This window comes from Komagataeibacter oboediens, assembly GCF_003207815.1.
GTDB lineage: Bacteria > Pseudomonadota > Alphaproteobacteria > Acetobacterales > Acetobacteraceae > Komagataeibacter > Komagataeibacter oboediens.
In genome coordinates this window covers 1-12,549 of the sequence record NZ_NKTX01000062.1, presented here as the reverse complement: position 1 = coordinate 12,549, position 12,549 = coordinate 1, and the positions used below count along the sequence as shown (strand labels likewise).

General features: G+C 60.2%; 17 protein-coding genes and 1 pseudogene. 7 read left to right on the top strand and 11 right to left on the bottom strand.

All coding sequences use genetic code 11. The annotated features are described in order from the left end of the window. Nucleotides 1-381 (top strand): ATP-binding protein (locus CFR80_RS14660; protein ID WP_181418227.1); only part of this gene is annotated, 381 nt, incomplete at its 5' end. A 134-nt stretch (nt 382-515) separates the two neighbouring features. Here CFR80_RS14660 and CFR80_RS14655 read toward each other — a convergent pair. From CFR80_RS14655 to traA, 9 genes are all read right to left on the bottom strand, one after another. Next, nucleotides 516-1,073, bottom strand: coding sequence for a Fic/DOC family N-terminal domain-containing protein (locus CFR80_RS14655; RefSeq protein ID WP_258367832.1), 558 nt, complete (start codon nt 1,071-1,073; stop codon nt 516-518). Between the two features lie 116 nt (nt 1,074-1,189). Then, nucleotides 1,190-1,861: a DUF6118 family protein gene (locus tag CFR80_RS14650; protein ID WP_110507588.1), complete on the bottom strand. Its 672-nt coding sequence runs from the start codon at nt 1,859-1,861 to the stop codon at nt 1,190-1,192. 292 nt (nt 1,862-2,153) lie between these two features. Beyond that, a complete protein-coding gene (vapC, locus tag CFR80_RS14645; RefSeq protein ID WP_034931111.1) occupies nt 2,154-2,546 on the bottom strand; it encodes a type II toxin-antitoxin system VapC family toxin in 393 nt (130 codons plus the stop codon). Beyond that, nucleotides 2,543-2,737 carry a type II toxin-antitoxin system VapB family antitoxin gene (locus CFR80_RS14640; RefSeq protein ID WP_034931116.1) on the bottom strand — a complete coding sequence of 65 codons (195 nt, stop codon included), beginning with the start codon at nt 2,735-2,737 and terminating at the stop codon, nt 2,543-2,545. Before CFR80_RS14640 ends, vapC begins: the two co-directional genes overlap by 4 nt. Nucleotides 2,738-2,801: 64 nt before the next feature. Further along, nucleotides 2,802-3,224 (bottom strand): type II toxin-antitoxin system VapC family toxin, encoded by a 423-nt coding sequence (locus tag CFR80_RS14635; protein WP_034931108.1) that lies wholly within the window; start codon nt 3,222-3,224, stop codon nt 2,802-2,804. Beyond that, complete coding sequence (locus CFR80_RS14630) at nt 3,221-3,472, bottom strand: FitA-like ribbon-helix-helix domain-containing protein (RefSeq protein ID WP_010512463.1); 252 nt, start codon at nt 3,470-3,472, stop codon at nt 3,221-3,223. The genes CFR80_RS14635 and CFR80_RS14630 overlap by 4 nt, the downstream gene beginning before the upstream one ends. Nucleotides 3,473-3,557: 85 nt before the next feature. After that, nucleotides 3,558-3,821: a toxin-antitoxin system HicB family antitoxin gene (locus tag CFR80_RS14625; RefSeq protein WP_007396295.1), complete on the bottom strand. Its 264-nt coding sequence runs from the start codon at nt 3,819-3,821 to the stop codon at nt 3,558-3,560. Continuing rightward, on the bottom strand, nt 3,818-4,240 hold the full coding sequence (locus CFR80_RS14620) for a putative toxin-antitoxin system toxin component, PIN family (protein ID WP_110507587.1): 423 nt from the start codon (nt 4,238-4,240) through the stop codon (nt 3,818-3,820). Before CFR80_RS14620 ends, CFR80_RS14625 begins: the two co-directional genes overlap by 4 nt. A gap of 46 nt (nt 4,241-4,286) precedes the next feature. Then, nucleotides 4,287-7,688: a Ti-type conjugative transfer relaxase TraA gene (traA, locus tag CFR80_RS14615; protein WP_110507586.1), complete on the bottom strand. Its 3,402-nt coding sequence runs from the start codon at nt 7,686-7,688 to the stop codon at nt 4,287-4,289. 96 nt (nt 7,689-7,784) lie between these two features. On the opposite strand from traA, the gene CFR80_RS14610 reads away from it, so the two are divergent. The 4 genes from CFR80_RS14610 (at nt 7,785) to CFR80_RS14595 (ending at nt 9,753) form a co-directional block, all read left to right on the top strand. Next, nucleotides 7,785-8,144 (top strand): conjugal transfer protein TraD, encoded by a 360-nt coding sequence (locus CFR80_RS14610; protein WP_181418238.1) that lies wholly within the window; start codon nt 7,785-7,787, stop codon nt 8,142-8,144. A 64-nt stretch (nt 8,145-8,208) separates the two neighbouring features. Then, nucleotides 8,209-8,448 carry a conjugal transfer protein TraD gene (locus CFR80_RS14605; protein WP_010512299.1) on the top strand — a complete coding sequence of 80 codons (240 nt, stop codon included), beginning with the start codon at nt 8,209-8,211 and terminating at the stop codon, nt 8,446-8,448. A 78-nt stretch (nt 8,449-8,526) separates the two neighbouring features. After that, nucleotides 8,527-9,138 (top strand): CatB-related O-acetyltransferase, encoded by a 612-nt coding sequence (locus CFR80_RS14600; RefSeq protein WP_010512301.1) that lies wholly within the window; start codon nt 8,527-8,529, stop codon nt 9,136-9,138. A gap of 129 nt (nt 9,139-9,267) precedes the next feature. After that, nucleotides 9,268-9,753, top strand: coding sequence for a MucR family transcriptional regulator (locus tag CFR80_RS14595; RefSeq protein WP_029336085.1), 486 nt, complete (start codon nt 9,268-9,270; stop codon nt 9,751-9,753). Nucleotides 9,754-10,274: 521 nt separating this feature from the next. Here the strand turns inward: CFR80_RS14595 and CFR80_RS14590 are convergent. Further along, nucleotides 10,275-10,682: a DUF2442 domain-containing protein gene (locus tag CFR80_RS14590; RefSeq protein WP_110507585.1), complete on the bottom strand. Its 408-nt coding sequence runs from the start codon at nt 10,680-10,682 to the stop codon at nt 10,275-10,277. Continuing rightward, nucleotides 10,672-10,845, bottom strand: a complete 174-nt coding sequence (locus CFR80_RS14585; protein WP_010505173.1) for a DUF4160 domain-containing protein — start codon at nt 10,843-10,845, stop codon at nt 10,672-10,674. Before CFR80_RS14585 ends, CFR80_RS14590 begins: the two co-directional genes overlap by 11 nt. A gap of 1,064 nt (nt 10,846-11,909) precedes the next feature. Between CFR80_RS14585 and CFR80_RS14580 the strand changes: the two are divergent. Both CFR80_RS14580 and CFR80_RS14575 read left to right on the top strand, forming a co-directional pair. Continuing rightward, nucleotides 11,910-12,311 (top strand): annotated as a pseudogene (locus tag CFR80_RS14580) (IS5-like element ISGdi3 family transposase); the annotation flags it as partial. Nucleotides 12,312-12,378: 67 nt separating this feature from the next. Then, nucleotides 12,379-12,549: transposase (locus CFR80_RS14575; protein ID WP_146221661.1), on the top strand; the 171-nt coding region annotated here is incomplete at its 3' end.

Genomic DNA, 12,549 nt, shown 5'->3' with positions numbered 1-12,549 from the left:
GCCATTGGCCGGAGCTGCATCCGCACAGGTCGGCGTGGCCGGTTCTTCAACGTGGTGGACCTGGTCAACCGGCTTGAGGCTGACAGTCGGGCGGCAAGGGCGGGTCGGCTGGCCGAACAACTCGGCCGACTGGACTTTGTCATCCTCGACGAACTGGGATACCTGCCCTTTGCCCAGTCTGGCGGACAGTTGCTGTTCCATATGATCAGCCGCCTTTATGAACAGACCTCGGTCATTGTCACCACGAACCTGTCCTTCGGTGAATGGGCCAGTGTATTCGCCGACGCCAAGATGACCACGGCACTGCTCGACCGTCTGACCCATCACTGCGACATCATCGAGACAGGGAACGAAAGCTGGCGGTTCAGGAACCGTAACTGAACCTCTCTCCAGATCCATACCTGCCCCGGCCTGTCTCCTTACGCCTACGGCTTCAGGAGACAGGCCGGCCCTTCAACAGGGGGTTAATATTGCATGCCGATCAGGGGTTATTTTTGAGTGCCGATTGACAGTTCTCAGTGAAAATCAACAAGTGGATCCAGGTCACAGAGCCCGTCATCATTCACGAACCGCTCCAGATCCGACATATGCCCGATAATCTCCCGCCCGTCCTGCGGCGGCACAAAGACCACTTCCCTCGTGCGCTCGTTCTTCAGGGCTGTTCCAGGGGTATTTCGAAACCCATCCTCCCGCTTCTTGAGCATCTGGAAAATCGCGATCAGCCCCTTGTTCAGGACTAGGCCATCGGTTTCCTTCAGCTGCCGAAATCCCAGATGTAAGGCATCACGATAGAGGGCGACTTCCTTGGCCGCCACTGAGTCCGGCCCCTCGGGAAACAGATCCGCCTGAAAGAGCTCATCCTGGGTGGTGACGATATTCTCGATTTCCGAGGACGCCTTGGCTTCCTGCAAAGCCAGCGTATCAATCAGTATCCCCTGATTGGGAATGGTTGCCGCCCGCCCCTTCAACTCCGCCAAAGCCCGGTTGGCCTCGACCAGCGCCCTGAGAACCGGAACCGTTTCTATCTCCGTCTGAGGCGGTAAAGGCCGAATAGGGTAGGTTGACGTTAACATGACATCCTGACGTGGTAGCAATATGCGTTTTTTCTAACACGTCAGAATGATCCGTCAAAGAAATCCGGTTTCTTTGACATGTCACTTTCTATTTCGGCTTCATATCTCTCCACAGACTATTCCTGCTCTGACGGAACAATGATGACACAAGATTTCTGAGTTTTTTCCTGACCTGAGGCCACTTTCTGGCAAGCTGCAATCCTGTCTCTGTTGACCTCAACCAGCTGGCTGTCCTCACGTACACGTTGCCAGCCTTCAGGATTGCTGACCGCCATCATCATGGCCCCAGAGTTCCAGCGATCTTTCTCCCCAACAATAAAAGATGCCACTCGCGTCCCGACAGAAGATGGCAAGAGATACGCCAGAACAGGAGACAACCCGATCCCTGCAACCAGACAGGCCAGCCCTACCTTCAACACCCACCAGCTTTGCCGGTCCTGGATGCGCGCCTGCCCGACAATATCGGTCAGTTGCTGCCGCTCCACCTGAACCGCACGGATCGCGGTATGAAAGGCGGCCTGCATGTCCTGACAGACGGAAAGCCCTGCCTGTCGTACCCCTTGCCCATAGGCCTGCGGCGTCATCTTCAGCGTCGGACTGGCCTCGATCGCCTTCATGCGCGCGCCCACGTCGTTCAGGGCCTTGACCAGTCTGGCCAGGTCCGGCGTGTAGTCAGGCGGCCGGTTGTCCCGCCATGCCTGGGGCAGCGCTTCCACGCTGCGCCGGAGCACCGTCATTTCGGCGCACAGATCCTCAAAGGCACGGGCTGCCGGATCCATCTCGCTCATGATGGAACCATCCCCTTATCCAGATTCAATTTTCCGGCACGTCCAGACGATCATCATCCTGACCAGCCTCTTGCGTTCCGGCCCTTTCCTGCTTTCCGAAAAGCAGCCGCCTTCGCCCTTCTTCCATTGCCAGGAGCGTAAGCCTGTTTGGCCGACTGTCTGAAGCCGCGTTCTGAATAGTCCGTCGCAATCTTTCCGCATTGCGCGGACTATTCAGAAGATGCGCTGTCTCCTGACAAACGGCCTGTTCTTTTTCCTGCACAACATACCTCCCCCGGTAGCCTGCCCCCGATCAGGCAGCCCGTTCCAGCCCCAGACAGTCCACGAACGGATCAAAGTCCCGGTCACTGTAGAGCAGGCGATGACCGCTCACGATGCACCGGGTCGCAATCAGGGTATCAATGGTTTTCCGGATCGTAATGCCCCGACCGCGTAGATGACGGAAATACCGCGCCGCCTCGACCATCACATCGCGACCACCGATTTCAACCAGGTCCAGGGCACCCAGCATCCTCTGTGCCTGATTGAAATCCCGTTCGTTTGAGAAACCCTGCAGGACCTCGGTCATCATCAGATCGCCAATGCTGACCAGATCTTCCCCCAGCATCTGGTCAAGAAGATCAACCTGTGGGGTCGTATTCCCCCGAAAAAAATCGATCCAGACCGAGGAATCGACCAAAATCATGCGTCGGAGCGCATGGCATCAAGATCACCCTGCCAGTCGAGCTTTCCCCGCAAGGTACGGAGTTCCCGCTGCTGCTTCAGCCTGATCAGCATACGCAGTCCCAGTTCCACGGCTTCCCGTTTGGTCTTCACACCGGCCGCTTTCAGCGCATCGGTCATGAGGGCATCGTCAATGATGATGTTTGTTCGCATGATGTGTATCTCCAATAGAAATCATACACATTAAATCATCCGCTCTCAAGCATGCCGCAGGACATCAGGTCTCCTCCCACGGATTGAGAACCCGCACACCGGCCGCCTCGAAAGGAGACACGTCGCGGCTGGCCACGACATAACCCCGGGATGCAGCGGTTGCTGCAATATAGCCATCTGCCTTGCCAATCGCCCGACCTTCTGACCTGGCCCGCACCATCAGTTCGGCATAGGCCTGGGACGCCGCCAGATCGAACGACAGGACACGCCCCGCGAACAAGGGCAATACCTCCTGTTCCAGCCGCTCATGCAGTACAGAACGCCGCCGACCAGACGGCATCGCCCCGATCCCGAAACGCAGTTCCGCCACCGTGACGGCAGACAGAAAAAGCGTCTCGATCGCCTGTCCATCGATCCAGGCCAGAACACGCGGCTCCGGGACGGGCTTCCACGGCTCCGAGATCACATTGGTATCGAGCAGGATCATTCGAAGGACATCGGCTCGGCCGGGGTCTGATCGCGGGTCTGCAAGGCCGCAATATCCTGATCACACACACCGGCCTCCCGACCGATGGACGCCAGAAGCGATCCCAGCCGGACCCGCTGCGGCGGCCGGACGGCCGCTTCCAGAATGGTCCGGATCTCTGCTTCCGTACTGCGCCCATGCAGCATGGCCTGCGCCTTCAGCGCCCGATGCGTCTCTTCCGGAAGATTACGAATAACCACAGAAGACATGACAGGACTCCTCATTTCCTGGAATGATATCATAAATATAATTTCGATATCTTTCCAGAAAAACCCGACATCCCCTCATCCAGATTCAGTTTTCCGGCACGTCCAGACGATCATCGTCCCTGATCTGCCCCTTTGTTCCGATCCGCTCCAGAAGAGCTTTGGCACGAGCAGGCGTGGTCCGTGTCGCCCGTGCGGAAAAATACCGTTCCGCTTCTGCCTGCCCACCCAGACGGGCCGCGACAGCCGTCGCAACAAAAAGGTTCATGCTGACACCTGAAAGCGCCGCCTGACGCGTTGCGGCTTCCCGCATATCTTCCGGAAGCCGAAGCTGGATTTTACTGCTACTCATCCTCTCATCCTTCGCAAAAGAACACCTGGCCGCACTGCTGGAATACCGAACCGTGATACGGCCCGCTGCATGTCTTTCAGATTGAACGTGGCGATCGCATCCGCATTTCCGTTGATCGCTGTCTCAACCACAAGTTCATCATCACCGTGCGCACCTGTCGGTCGCCACCTGTAATCAAAAGAAACCGGGACGCAGCACCCTGCAAGTCCATCAAGAACCTCCAGAACTTCATCCCCCTGAACGCCCATTCGAAAAAGGTTTTCAGAACGACGCAACACCGCCTCGTATTCGACCAGGAGGGTCGTGGAGAGCAGCGGACTGAAATTCCTATCCAAGGCCCCCAGCAAGAGCTGCCGGGACGCTCCGTCCGGTGACATGAATCCCGAAAGAACAACATCCGTATCAAGAACAACGCGCATAGTGACATCATATATGACGTCACTGCTTAACGTAAATCAAAATCTCCTACATCCCCATATCCATATCCCGCCCCCTGGAGCGCGACAGAGAACGCGTACGCTGCGGCTGCAATCCGTGATCGAGCGTCGATCCCTTCCGGACGCCCAGTTCGTGCCCCTTCTGCCGCAGGAGGGACTCAAGCTGCGCGTCCCGCTTCAATTCCTTGAGCGCCACACCCTGCTGCTCGCGGCTCAGCCCGTCCCACGCCTTCACGAACCGCGCCGCCCGCAACTCGGGGGAATGCCGCACCTTGTCCTCGTGTTCCAGCCCCTCGACCAGCCTGCGCGCCCGTGCCAGCCCTTCCAGCCCGTACAGGGCCTGCCGGATCTCCGGCTCATGCTTCACGGCGGTTTCCAGAGCAATCACCGCCCCGGGCCGTAGCCGTTCCAAGACCGTGCTGGCGTCAAGCCATGCCTTCTTCTGGTGCTCCAGCACCGGCAGGTCCTGCTCCACCATGCGCCCGATGTCCCGCACCGCCCGCGCATACTGCTCCACCGCCTGGTGGAGCGGATCACCACCCGGCACAAACCCGCCCAGCCCGGCCGGCACAAACCCGCCCAGCCCGGCCGGCACCTGCGCGCGCTGCACACGCGGCAGCCGCAACCCGGCAAAGGGCGAGGCGGGAGCCTCACGCTCAACCCCACTTTTTCCCTTCCCGGCCCCGGCATCCATCCCGGCCGACACGTCTTTTTCCGCCGTCCGGCCACGCCCCCGCACGGACAGGTCCAGCCCGTCGAACATCCCGCGTTTCCGCTGCGCCGATGCCGGATCCGGCGTACGGACAGCTTCGGCCTGCCTGTCCTTCTGGGGGCCAGGAGCAGCCTTGCCGCGCCCCACCACGATCTCGCTCTCGGGGACATGCAGCCCGCGTCGTCGCGCAAACCCGGCATCCCGATCCCGGACATGCGGGTAATCTAGCGTGGTATCCTTCAGCCGCTCGCGCGACAACCGCTTCACCAGCCCGTCAAGGTCGCCCACATCATCCCGGCCCCAATGGACGGACACGCTCTCCCGGTGGCGCGACAGCGCCACATAGGCCCCGTGCCGATCCATGCTCCCCGTCGCCAGCACATGCGCCCGATCCACCGTCACACCCTGCGATTTGTGGATGGTGGCCGCATAGCCATGATCCAGCGCGTCATAATCCGCCACCGACACAGACACGACCCGGCCACGCCCGGTCCCACCCGGCCCGTCGAGCTGCACCGACAGCACGAGATCCCCGGCCTCGACCGACCCCGTGATGCCCCGCACCATCCCCAGCGTACCGTTCTTTACCCCCAGCTCCCGGTCATTGCGCAGGAAGTAGACACGCTCCCCGTCCGCGAACACCCGCTCGCCCTGGGCGGTCGGCACCAGCACGTCGTCACCCAGCTCACCCGCGTCCCGCCGGATCTCCCGCGCCGCCTCGTTCAGCGCCCGCACATCGACACGCCGGTGCGCCAGCATGATCTGGCTGTCCTCTGGCGCGGCCTGACGGGCTTCATCCCACCCGGCCACCACCCCGGCCCGCGCCTCTTCCAGCGTGTCATGCCCGCGCACCAGGCCGGCCGCCTCATAGCGCCCCAGCGCCTCATCCGTCCGCCCGGTCGCCAGCTCCTTCGTGGCCACCTGCTGCCAGCCTTCACGCTGCCGGCGCACGGTCGTGATTTCCACCGACCCGACCCGCTCGGCCACCGCCCGGAACGCACCGCCGGCCTCGATCGCCTGCAACTGCTCGGGATCACCTACCAGCACCACCTTGGCCCCGACACCGCGCGCGACCGACAGCACCCGCTCCATCTGCCGTGACCCCACCATGCCGGCCTCGTCCACCACCAGCACGTCCCCGCGCTCCAGCAGGTCGAACCCACGCGCCCACGCCCGCTCCAGGGACGCCAGCGTCCGGCTCTCGATCCCGGACCCCGCTTCCAGCCCTTCCGCCGCGATCCCCGACAGCGCCGCCCCGCGCACCCGGTACCCGGCCTCTTCCCATGCCACGCGGGCGACACCCAGCATGGTGCTCTTCCCCGTCCCGGCATACCCGACCACCACGGACAGGTCGCGGGACTTCGTGACCTCGCCCACCGCCAGCGCCTGCTCGTCCCCAAGCCCGTCCCGCGCCATCGCCGCCCGACGCACCGCCAACGGCACCGCATGCCCCTGGGACTGCCCCATCGCGAGCGATGCCTCTTCCAGACGCTGCTCGACCCCGATCATCTCCCGTGTGGAGAACCGTTCCCGCCCATGACCGTCCTTCCCGAGGGCGACCAGCTCCGGACACGCCTCCACCCGAACCATGACAGCACTGAACTGCGCGGCATCCGCCGTATGCCGATCCACGAACCGCGCCAGGTCCTGACGGGTGAATGTGCTCTGCTGCCGGGTCAGCGCCTCCAGCGCCACATGCGGCTCGGCCAGCAACCTTTCCCCATTGCGCCGTGCGATCTCCAGATGGTCGGCAACCCGCTCACACGGTTCACCGCGCTCCGGCCGGCGTGACCCTGCGGGTCCGATCTTGTTCTGTGGCTCAAGGTCGATCCCCTGTGCGGCAAACGACCGATGGTCGATCCGCACATCCAGGTCCAGTTCAGCCAACCGTTCATTGGCGAGCGACGCCCACCGCTCCCGCCACGTCAGCAGCAGATCCCTGTCATTCCACGAACGCTCTTTCGCACCGAACCCGATGAAAGGCTGATTCTGCGCCAGCCCCAGACCTTCATGCCGCAGCCGTGCCGCAGCAATCAGTCGTGCCGTTCTTCCAGCCGCTGCAAGCGCTTCTCCAGCGTCGAGAGCTTCAGCAGGATGCCGCGCTGCGTCTCCCGGATCTCTGTCAGGAGACGGATCATGAGCTTGAGCGGATCGTCCTCCCCTTTCTGCTCCATCAGGTCCAGGATCCGGCGCGAAGTCGTATGCGCCCCTGCCGCTTCGTTCAGGATGCGGGATTCCGTCTCGTCTTCCATGCACAGCCTCTCCGGTTCTGACTTCGATCCGCCGCGTGGACAGCATCACATGCGCATGGGGCTTCGCCTGTCCGTCTTCGCCAATATCCCAATGCACATTGAGATCGGCCACCATGCCGCGTTCCACGAACTGCTCCCGCACAAAATCCCGTGCCAGCGCGATCCCCTGCGCCTGGGTCATTTCGCGCGGGATTGAAAACTCCACCTCGCGGGCAAGCTGGGCATCCTTGCGCTTCTCGATCGCCTCGACCTCGTTCCATAGGGTCGCACGATCAAGAAACCGTTCCGGTGCGCCATCGGGCAGAAGGATCTCGGAATGCACCACGCCGCTCTTGTTGGAAAAGTCATGGTCGCGATCCAGCCGCAAATCATGCAGGCGGGATGCCGCGCGATAGGCCGCCGCCGCCACGGCGCTCCGGCCGGTGGCGCGGCTGATGACCTTTGCATGCAGGTGATAGATCGCCATGAGAACAATCCTATCACACCCCTTAAGCGCACGTCACGAAGTAACGTATAAGCGCGCACTCACATTTTACTGCGCCACAAGGGTTGATTGCTCTGGATGAGTGACGCGGCTCTCGCCTGCGTGGTAGAGTATGGCACAGACCAGCAGGACAGGGGACCGGAAATGCGCAAGCCACGGGACATTGATGCGGAACTGAAGGCGCTTCAGGAAAAGGCAAAACAGCTTAAGGCGCAACGGACCCTCCAGCTCGGCGAACTGGTCGAGGCGACGGGAGCCGATACCCTGTCCATCGAGGCGCTGGCCGGGGTTCTGCTTGCGGCTGTCGAACAGGCGGACGGCAAACCCGAAGCCGTCGCGAGGTGGACCGAACGGGGGACGGCGTTCTTTCAGGCCGGCGCAAAAAAGGGCGGCCGGAAAGGAACCGGAAACGATCAGAACGGAGCTTCTGGCGCTTGAAAGACGGATCAGGAAGCAGGCGGCCCTGATCCATCGCCATCAGGCACGAAAGGCACGCACCGACATGCGCGACTGGGCGAAGGCGCGACGGGAACGCACCCATCATCTGATCGAACTGGGCGGCCTGGTCCAGAAGGCGGGACTGGTCGATCTGACCGATGATGACCGCGCCACCCTGCTCGGGGCTTTTCTGGATATTGCAGGACAGCTCCAGGGCAGTAATGATACTGCTCCGGTTGACCTGAAAACACGCTGGAGGCGCGCGGGGCTTCATGCCTTCGACAGGGACCGGGAACAGGACTGACGACGAAACACGATCATCTGATCTGTCCGCTATCGAATGCAAACGAAACCCTGAACCAGAACGGGAGAACCGAGGCCCATGTATTACGGCAAGAACGCCTTTTCTCTGCTCCTACGTTACACCCTTGCCCATGAGATCGAAGAGTGGGGCTGGGACATCGGCGACCATACATATGGTGCCAAGGGTTCTCCCATCATCATAGAAGCCGAATATGCCGGCCTGAAGATCGGTAAATACTGCTCCATTGCCCGCGAGGTGCTGATGATCCTGGGCAATCACCGACCGGATACGATCACCACCTACCCGTTCAAGAACCAGTGCAATTTCTGGCCCGAAGCGGCTGATGCAACCGATGACCATTCCACCAAGGGAGATATCGTCATTGGCAACGACGTCTGGATCGGCGCACGGGCCAATATCATGTCGGGTGTCACCATAGGATCAGGCGCGATCATCGCCACGGCGGCCGTGGTGACCAAGGACGTGCCGCCATATGCCATCGTGGGCGGCAACCCGGCCCGTGTCATCAAATACCGCTTCCCCGAAAAGACCATCGAGCGTCTGCTTGCAGTAGCCTGGTGGGACTGGCCTGAAACATTGATACGAGAACGGCTGCTCCTCCTGATGAGCGACGATATCGACGCTTTCCTGCGCGCTTTTGAAAAAGGACCCGCACAGGAAAAATCATGATGCAAAAACTGTTTTTGCTCCTTGTTGTCCTGCCGATCCTCTTCCGGCCTGCTTCAGGCTTTCATGCCTTCGACAGGCACCGGGAACAGGACAGGACAGGACAGGACAGGACAACAGGCAGACGTGACCATGACCAACCACAAGACACGATCATCCGGAGCTGACACAGTGCGCGAGCTTACGACCCGGATTGTCACAGCCTATGTCAGCAGTCACACGGTTCCGTCGGATACCCTGCCCGGCCTCATCGCCACGGTGTTTCAGGCGCTCGGAAGTCTGGGACAGGTGACGACCAGAACACCGGATCTGGTGCCGGCCGTGCCCGTGAAAAAATCCGTGTTCCCGGATTACATCGTCTGCCTGGAGGACGGAAAAAAAATGAAGATGCTCAAGCGTCACCTTCACACCGTCTATGGCCTGACGCCCCAGCAATATCGGGCAAAATGGGGCCTGCCGGAAAGCTACCCGATGACTGCCCCATCCTATTCAGCACAACGGGCTACCCTGGCACAGGAAATCGGACTGGGGCGGACCATCAAGGCGACACCGGAACCTGAAGTTCCGGTCACGCGCCTGCCAGAGAAGAAACGCGGACGCAGGCCGAAACTGGCCTGAAGGTCCAGACCGGGAGAAACGGGACATGAAGACGGATCATACCGATCACGATGACAGGGAAGCCTGGAAGGACGAAGCCATACGCTGGCCCCTCGCCCAGGTCGAGGCTCAGTACGGAAACCATGAAGGCATGGGCCGCCAGTCTCGGCACGGATAACCCGCTCCCCCTGCCACAACCCGGGCAATAAGGGGGACGCTCTCGCACACCGCAGGAAGGTGACGCAGAGCGCAATGGTCACGACTATCCCTGACGCATTGATGGAACGACCGTTTCACGACCCTACGGCTACCCTTGTGACGACCCATCGACATACCCGAGGCCGACATTGCACCTACCCATAAATAGCGGGTCCTCATACACCATTGCACCGTTGGTGCGGGCATGCCCAAAAGGCTTGGAAAACCCGATCCCCTTCAGCCAAAGGGTAGACCGATACGGTCCACCCTTTTGGCAAGAATGGTCGTTGCAGCGAGCAGACGTGGCACGACAGTTCCCTACCGCCTGAAAGGCGGTGACTATCTTACGCGACGTTCCTTGGCCGACCGCCTTTAGCACCATTCCTGCGTGCCGCCGCCGCCTTTGCCTGGCTGGCGGACGATCCGCCCACGCGTCCCATCTGTGCAGCCATCCAGCTTCGGGAACCGTAGATACCGTGGATCAGACCTTCGACCAGAACATCGGCGTCGAGACGGGGCCAGTGAAGGCCATTACCCAGCGGGGTGATCTCGATCTCGGCCAGATCATTCAGAGAAGCGTCCTGCAGATCTTGTAGCAGATCCACAGGCACGCTTATCTCAACACCGTTGGAGAGCGTGACGTGAAGAGCGCGGCGAGCACGGATAAACCGTGCGGAGACCGCATGAGGAATTGTCGCTCTATGAAGCGTGTCTGCTTCACGAGCGGCCTGATAGTTCATGTCATTCGCCATGTATCTTCTCCCATGCTTCAGCCAGCATCTCAGCGTGGTCCTGCACGATGACAAGGGCTTCCTGTATGACCTTATCTTTCATGCCACCTGCCCGTATCAGTCGGGCTTTCCTGCCAATCTCAATCACCGCTTCCCCATCCGCGCTTATGACGTGAACGTGCATTGGCACATGATCTGCCGTGTAAATCACGACACGAAATCCATTGATGCGTAGAAGCGTCGGCATAATGCACCATATCCCTAACGCTTGGGTTTTTCAATCAGAACCATCCCACTGAAAGTCAGGAAGAGGATATCTGGACGGTCAGACAGAAATGGACAGCCCATCAATTCCTGATAAAGCCAGCAGAGCGCCCTGAGAGGCCGCACAAAGCGCAATTCCCGTTACCGCCCACAAACTAGCCACCACACGCGGTAATGCCTGTACGGCCACCCTGTGGCGTCTGATGGGCATGCTGCGACACGTGATCTGCTGAATGATCGCCTGAACACCGGTGCGTCTTGAGCAGATTACGGTCTTGCTCGGTTTTTCTGGTGTTGCAGGCGTCGGGCGAGCGCGGAGCGGGAGCCCCGTAGGGCGTCGAAGGCGCCGACGCAGGAGAGGAAGGTGCTGGTGGAGAGACGATGCGGTAACGCATCGTCAGATTATGATTTCGCGCCGTAGGCGTGTCTGTTTAGCGCAGCCCTGAAAGGGCGAGCAGGGGGATGCCGGGTGGGAGATCGCGCTATGCGCGATCGGGGCGGCCGTAGGCCGCGAGCCGGCGGGGGCGGAGCCCCCAAGAGGCGGTGATTTAGATCGAAATTTTAAGTCTTATATTTATCCACAATTTCGTTAGAAATTATCGGACAACTACCGGAAAAACCTATCGGTTTAGATAACGGGAATCATATCGGTTTTAGGGGGGTGGTGATTGCACCGTGCCTATGGGTGGTGATTGCACCGTGTCTACGGGTGGTGATTGCACCGTATTAGGGTGGTGATTGCACCGGGATAACTTTTCTATTCACAGAGAGAGGCCTTCTCCTAGAAACAGTGGCAATCGCACTATTTTTTGGTGGCTTTGAGCAGAACAAGAGGGGTGGTGATTGCACCGTGCTTTCAGTGCCACCGCAAATGCCAAAAGGGTGGTGATTACACCGCCTTCCTCTGAGTGTCTGACCGAAAATGAGTTGAGTGATTTCAGCGGGTTATGATTCATGGGTTTGCGATAACCTGATGAGATCAAGATGGCCTGGACTGAAATCACCCGAGCGCAGTATCGCCGGGACGACCTGGAATATGCAAGCGACCTGCGCGATGCGGAGTGGGCGCTGATTGCGCCGCTGATGCCCGAGAAGAAACGGCTGGGCAGACCACGACGTACGGATTTGCGCCGGGTCATGGAGGCGATCCTCTATATCGTCACGACCGGCTGCCAATGGCGGCAGTTGCCTCGGCACTTTCCGGCCTTCACGACCGTACAGGGCTATTTCTACCGTTGGATCCGCGAGGGAAGATGGGAAGCCATGAACCATATTCTCGTGATCCTGTCGCGTGAGCAGGACGGGCGAGACGCCACGCCTTCAGTGGGCATTATCGACAGCCAGTCGGTTAAAACCGCTGAAAATGGCGGCCCACGCGGTTATGACGAGAAGTGGTCCCCATTTTTCGGACAGGGCGATAAGCTATCATCTGGCCTGAACGAGGACGGGTTTTATGGGCAAGGTTACGCGGAAACGGTATGCGGCGGAGTTCAAATCACGGGTTGCCCTGGAGGCGATCCGTGGCGAACTGACGCTGGCGGAGTTGGCGTCGAAACATGGCGTGCATCAGACGATGATCGCCCAATGGAAGCGCCAGGCGATCGAAGGCATGGCAAGCCTTTTT

Excerpts from the sequence above, each read along its gene's own strand:
- CFR80_RS14655 (WP_258367832.1), bottom strand. The coding sequence starts at position 1,073 with ATGTTAACGTCAACCTACCCTATTCGGCCTTTACCGCCTCAGACGGAG.
- CFR80_RS14650 (WP_110507588.1), bottom strand. The coding sequence starts at position 1,861 with ATGAGCGAGATGGATCCGGCAGCCCGTGCCTTTGAGGATCTGTGCGCC.
- vapC (WP_034931111.1), bottom strand. The coding sequence starts at position 2,546 with ATGATTTTGGTCGATTCCTCGGTCTGGATCGATTTTTTTCGGGGGAAT.
- CFR80_RS14640 (WP_034931116.1), bottom strand. The coding sequence starts at position 2,737 with ATGCGAACAAACATCATCATTGACGATGCCCTCATGACCGATGCGCTG.
- CFR80_RS14635 (WP_034931108.1), bottom strand. The coding sequence starts at position 3,224 with ATGATCCTGCTCGATACCAATGTGATCTCGGAGCCGTGGAAGCCCGTC.
- CFR80_RS14630 (WP_010512463.1), bottom strand. The coding sequence starts at position 3,472 with ATGTCTTCTGTGGTTATTCGTAATCTTCCGGAAGAGACGCATCGGGCG.
- CFR80_RS14625 (WP_007396295.1), bottom strand. The coding sequence starts at position 3,821 with ATGAGTAGCAGTAAAATCCAGCTTCGGCTTCCGGAAGATATGCGGGAA.
- CFR80_RS14620 (WP_110507587.1), bottom strand. The coding sequence starts at position 4,240 with ATGCGCGTTGTTCTTGATACGGATGTTGTTCTTTCGGGATTCATGTCA.
- traA (WP_110507586.1), bottom strand. The coding sequence starts at position 7,688 with ATGGCGATCTATCACCTGCATGCAAAGGTCATCAGCCGCGCCACCGGC.
- CFR80_RS14610 (WP_181418238.1), top strand. The coding sequence starts at position 7,785 with ATGAGTGACGCGGCTCTCGCCTGCGTGGTAGAGTATGGCACAGACCAG.
- CFR80_RS14605 (WP_010512299.1), top strand. The coding sequence starts at position 8,209 with ATGCGCGACTGGGCGAAGGCGCGACGGGAACGCACCCATCATCTGATC.
- CFR80_RS14600 (WP_010512301.1), top strand. The coding sequence starts at position 8,527 with ATGTATTACGGCAAGAACGCCTTTTCTCTGCTCCTACGTTACACCCTT.
- CFR80_RS14595 (WP_029336085.1), top strand. The coding sequence starts at position 9,268 with ATGACCAACCACAAGACACGATCATCCGGAGCTGACACAGTGCGCGAG.
- CFR80_RS14590 (WP_110507585.1), bottom strand. The coding sequence starts at position 10,682 with ATGGCGAATGACATGAACTATCAGGCCGCTCGTGAAGCAGACACGCTT.
- CFR80_RS14585 (WP_010505173.1), bottom strand. The coding sequence starts at position 10,845 with ATGCACGTTCACGTCATAAGCGCGGATGGGGAAGCGGTGATTGAGATT.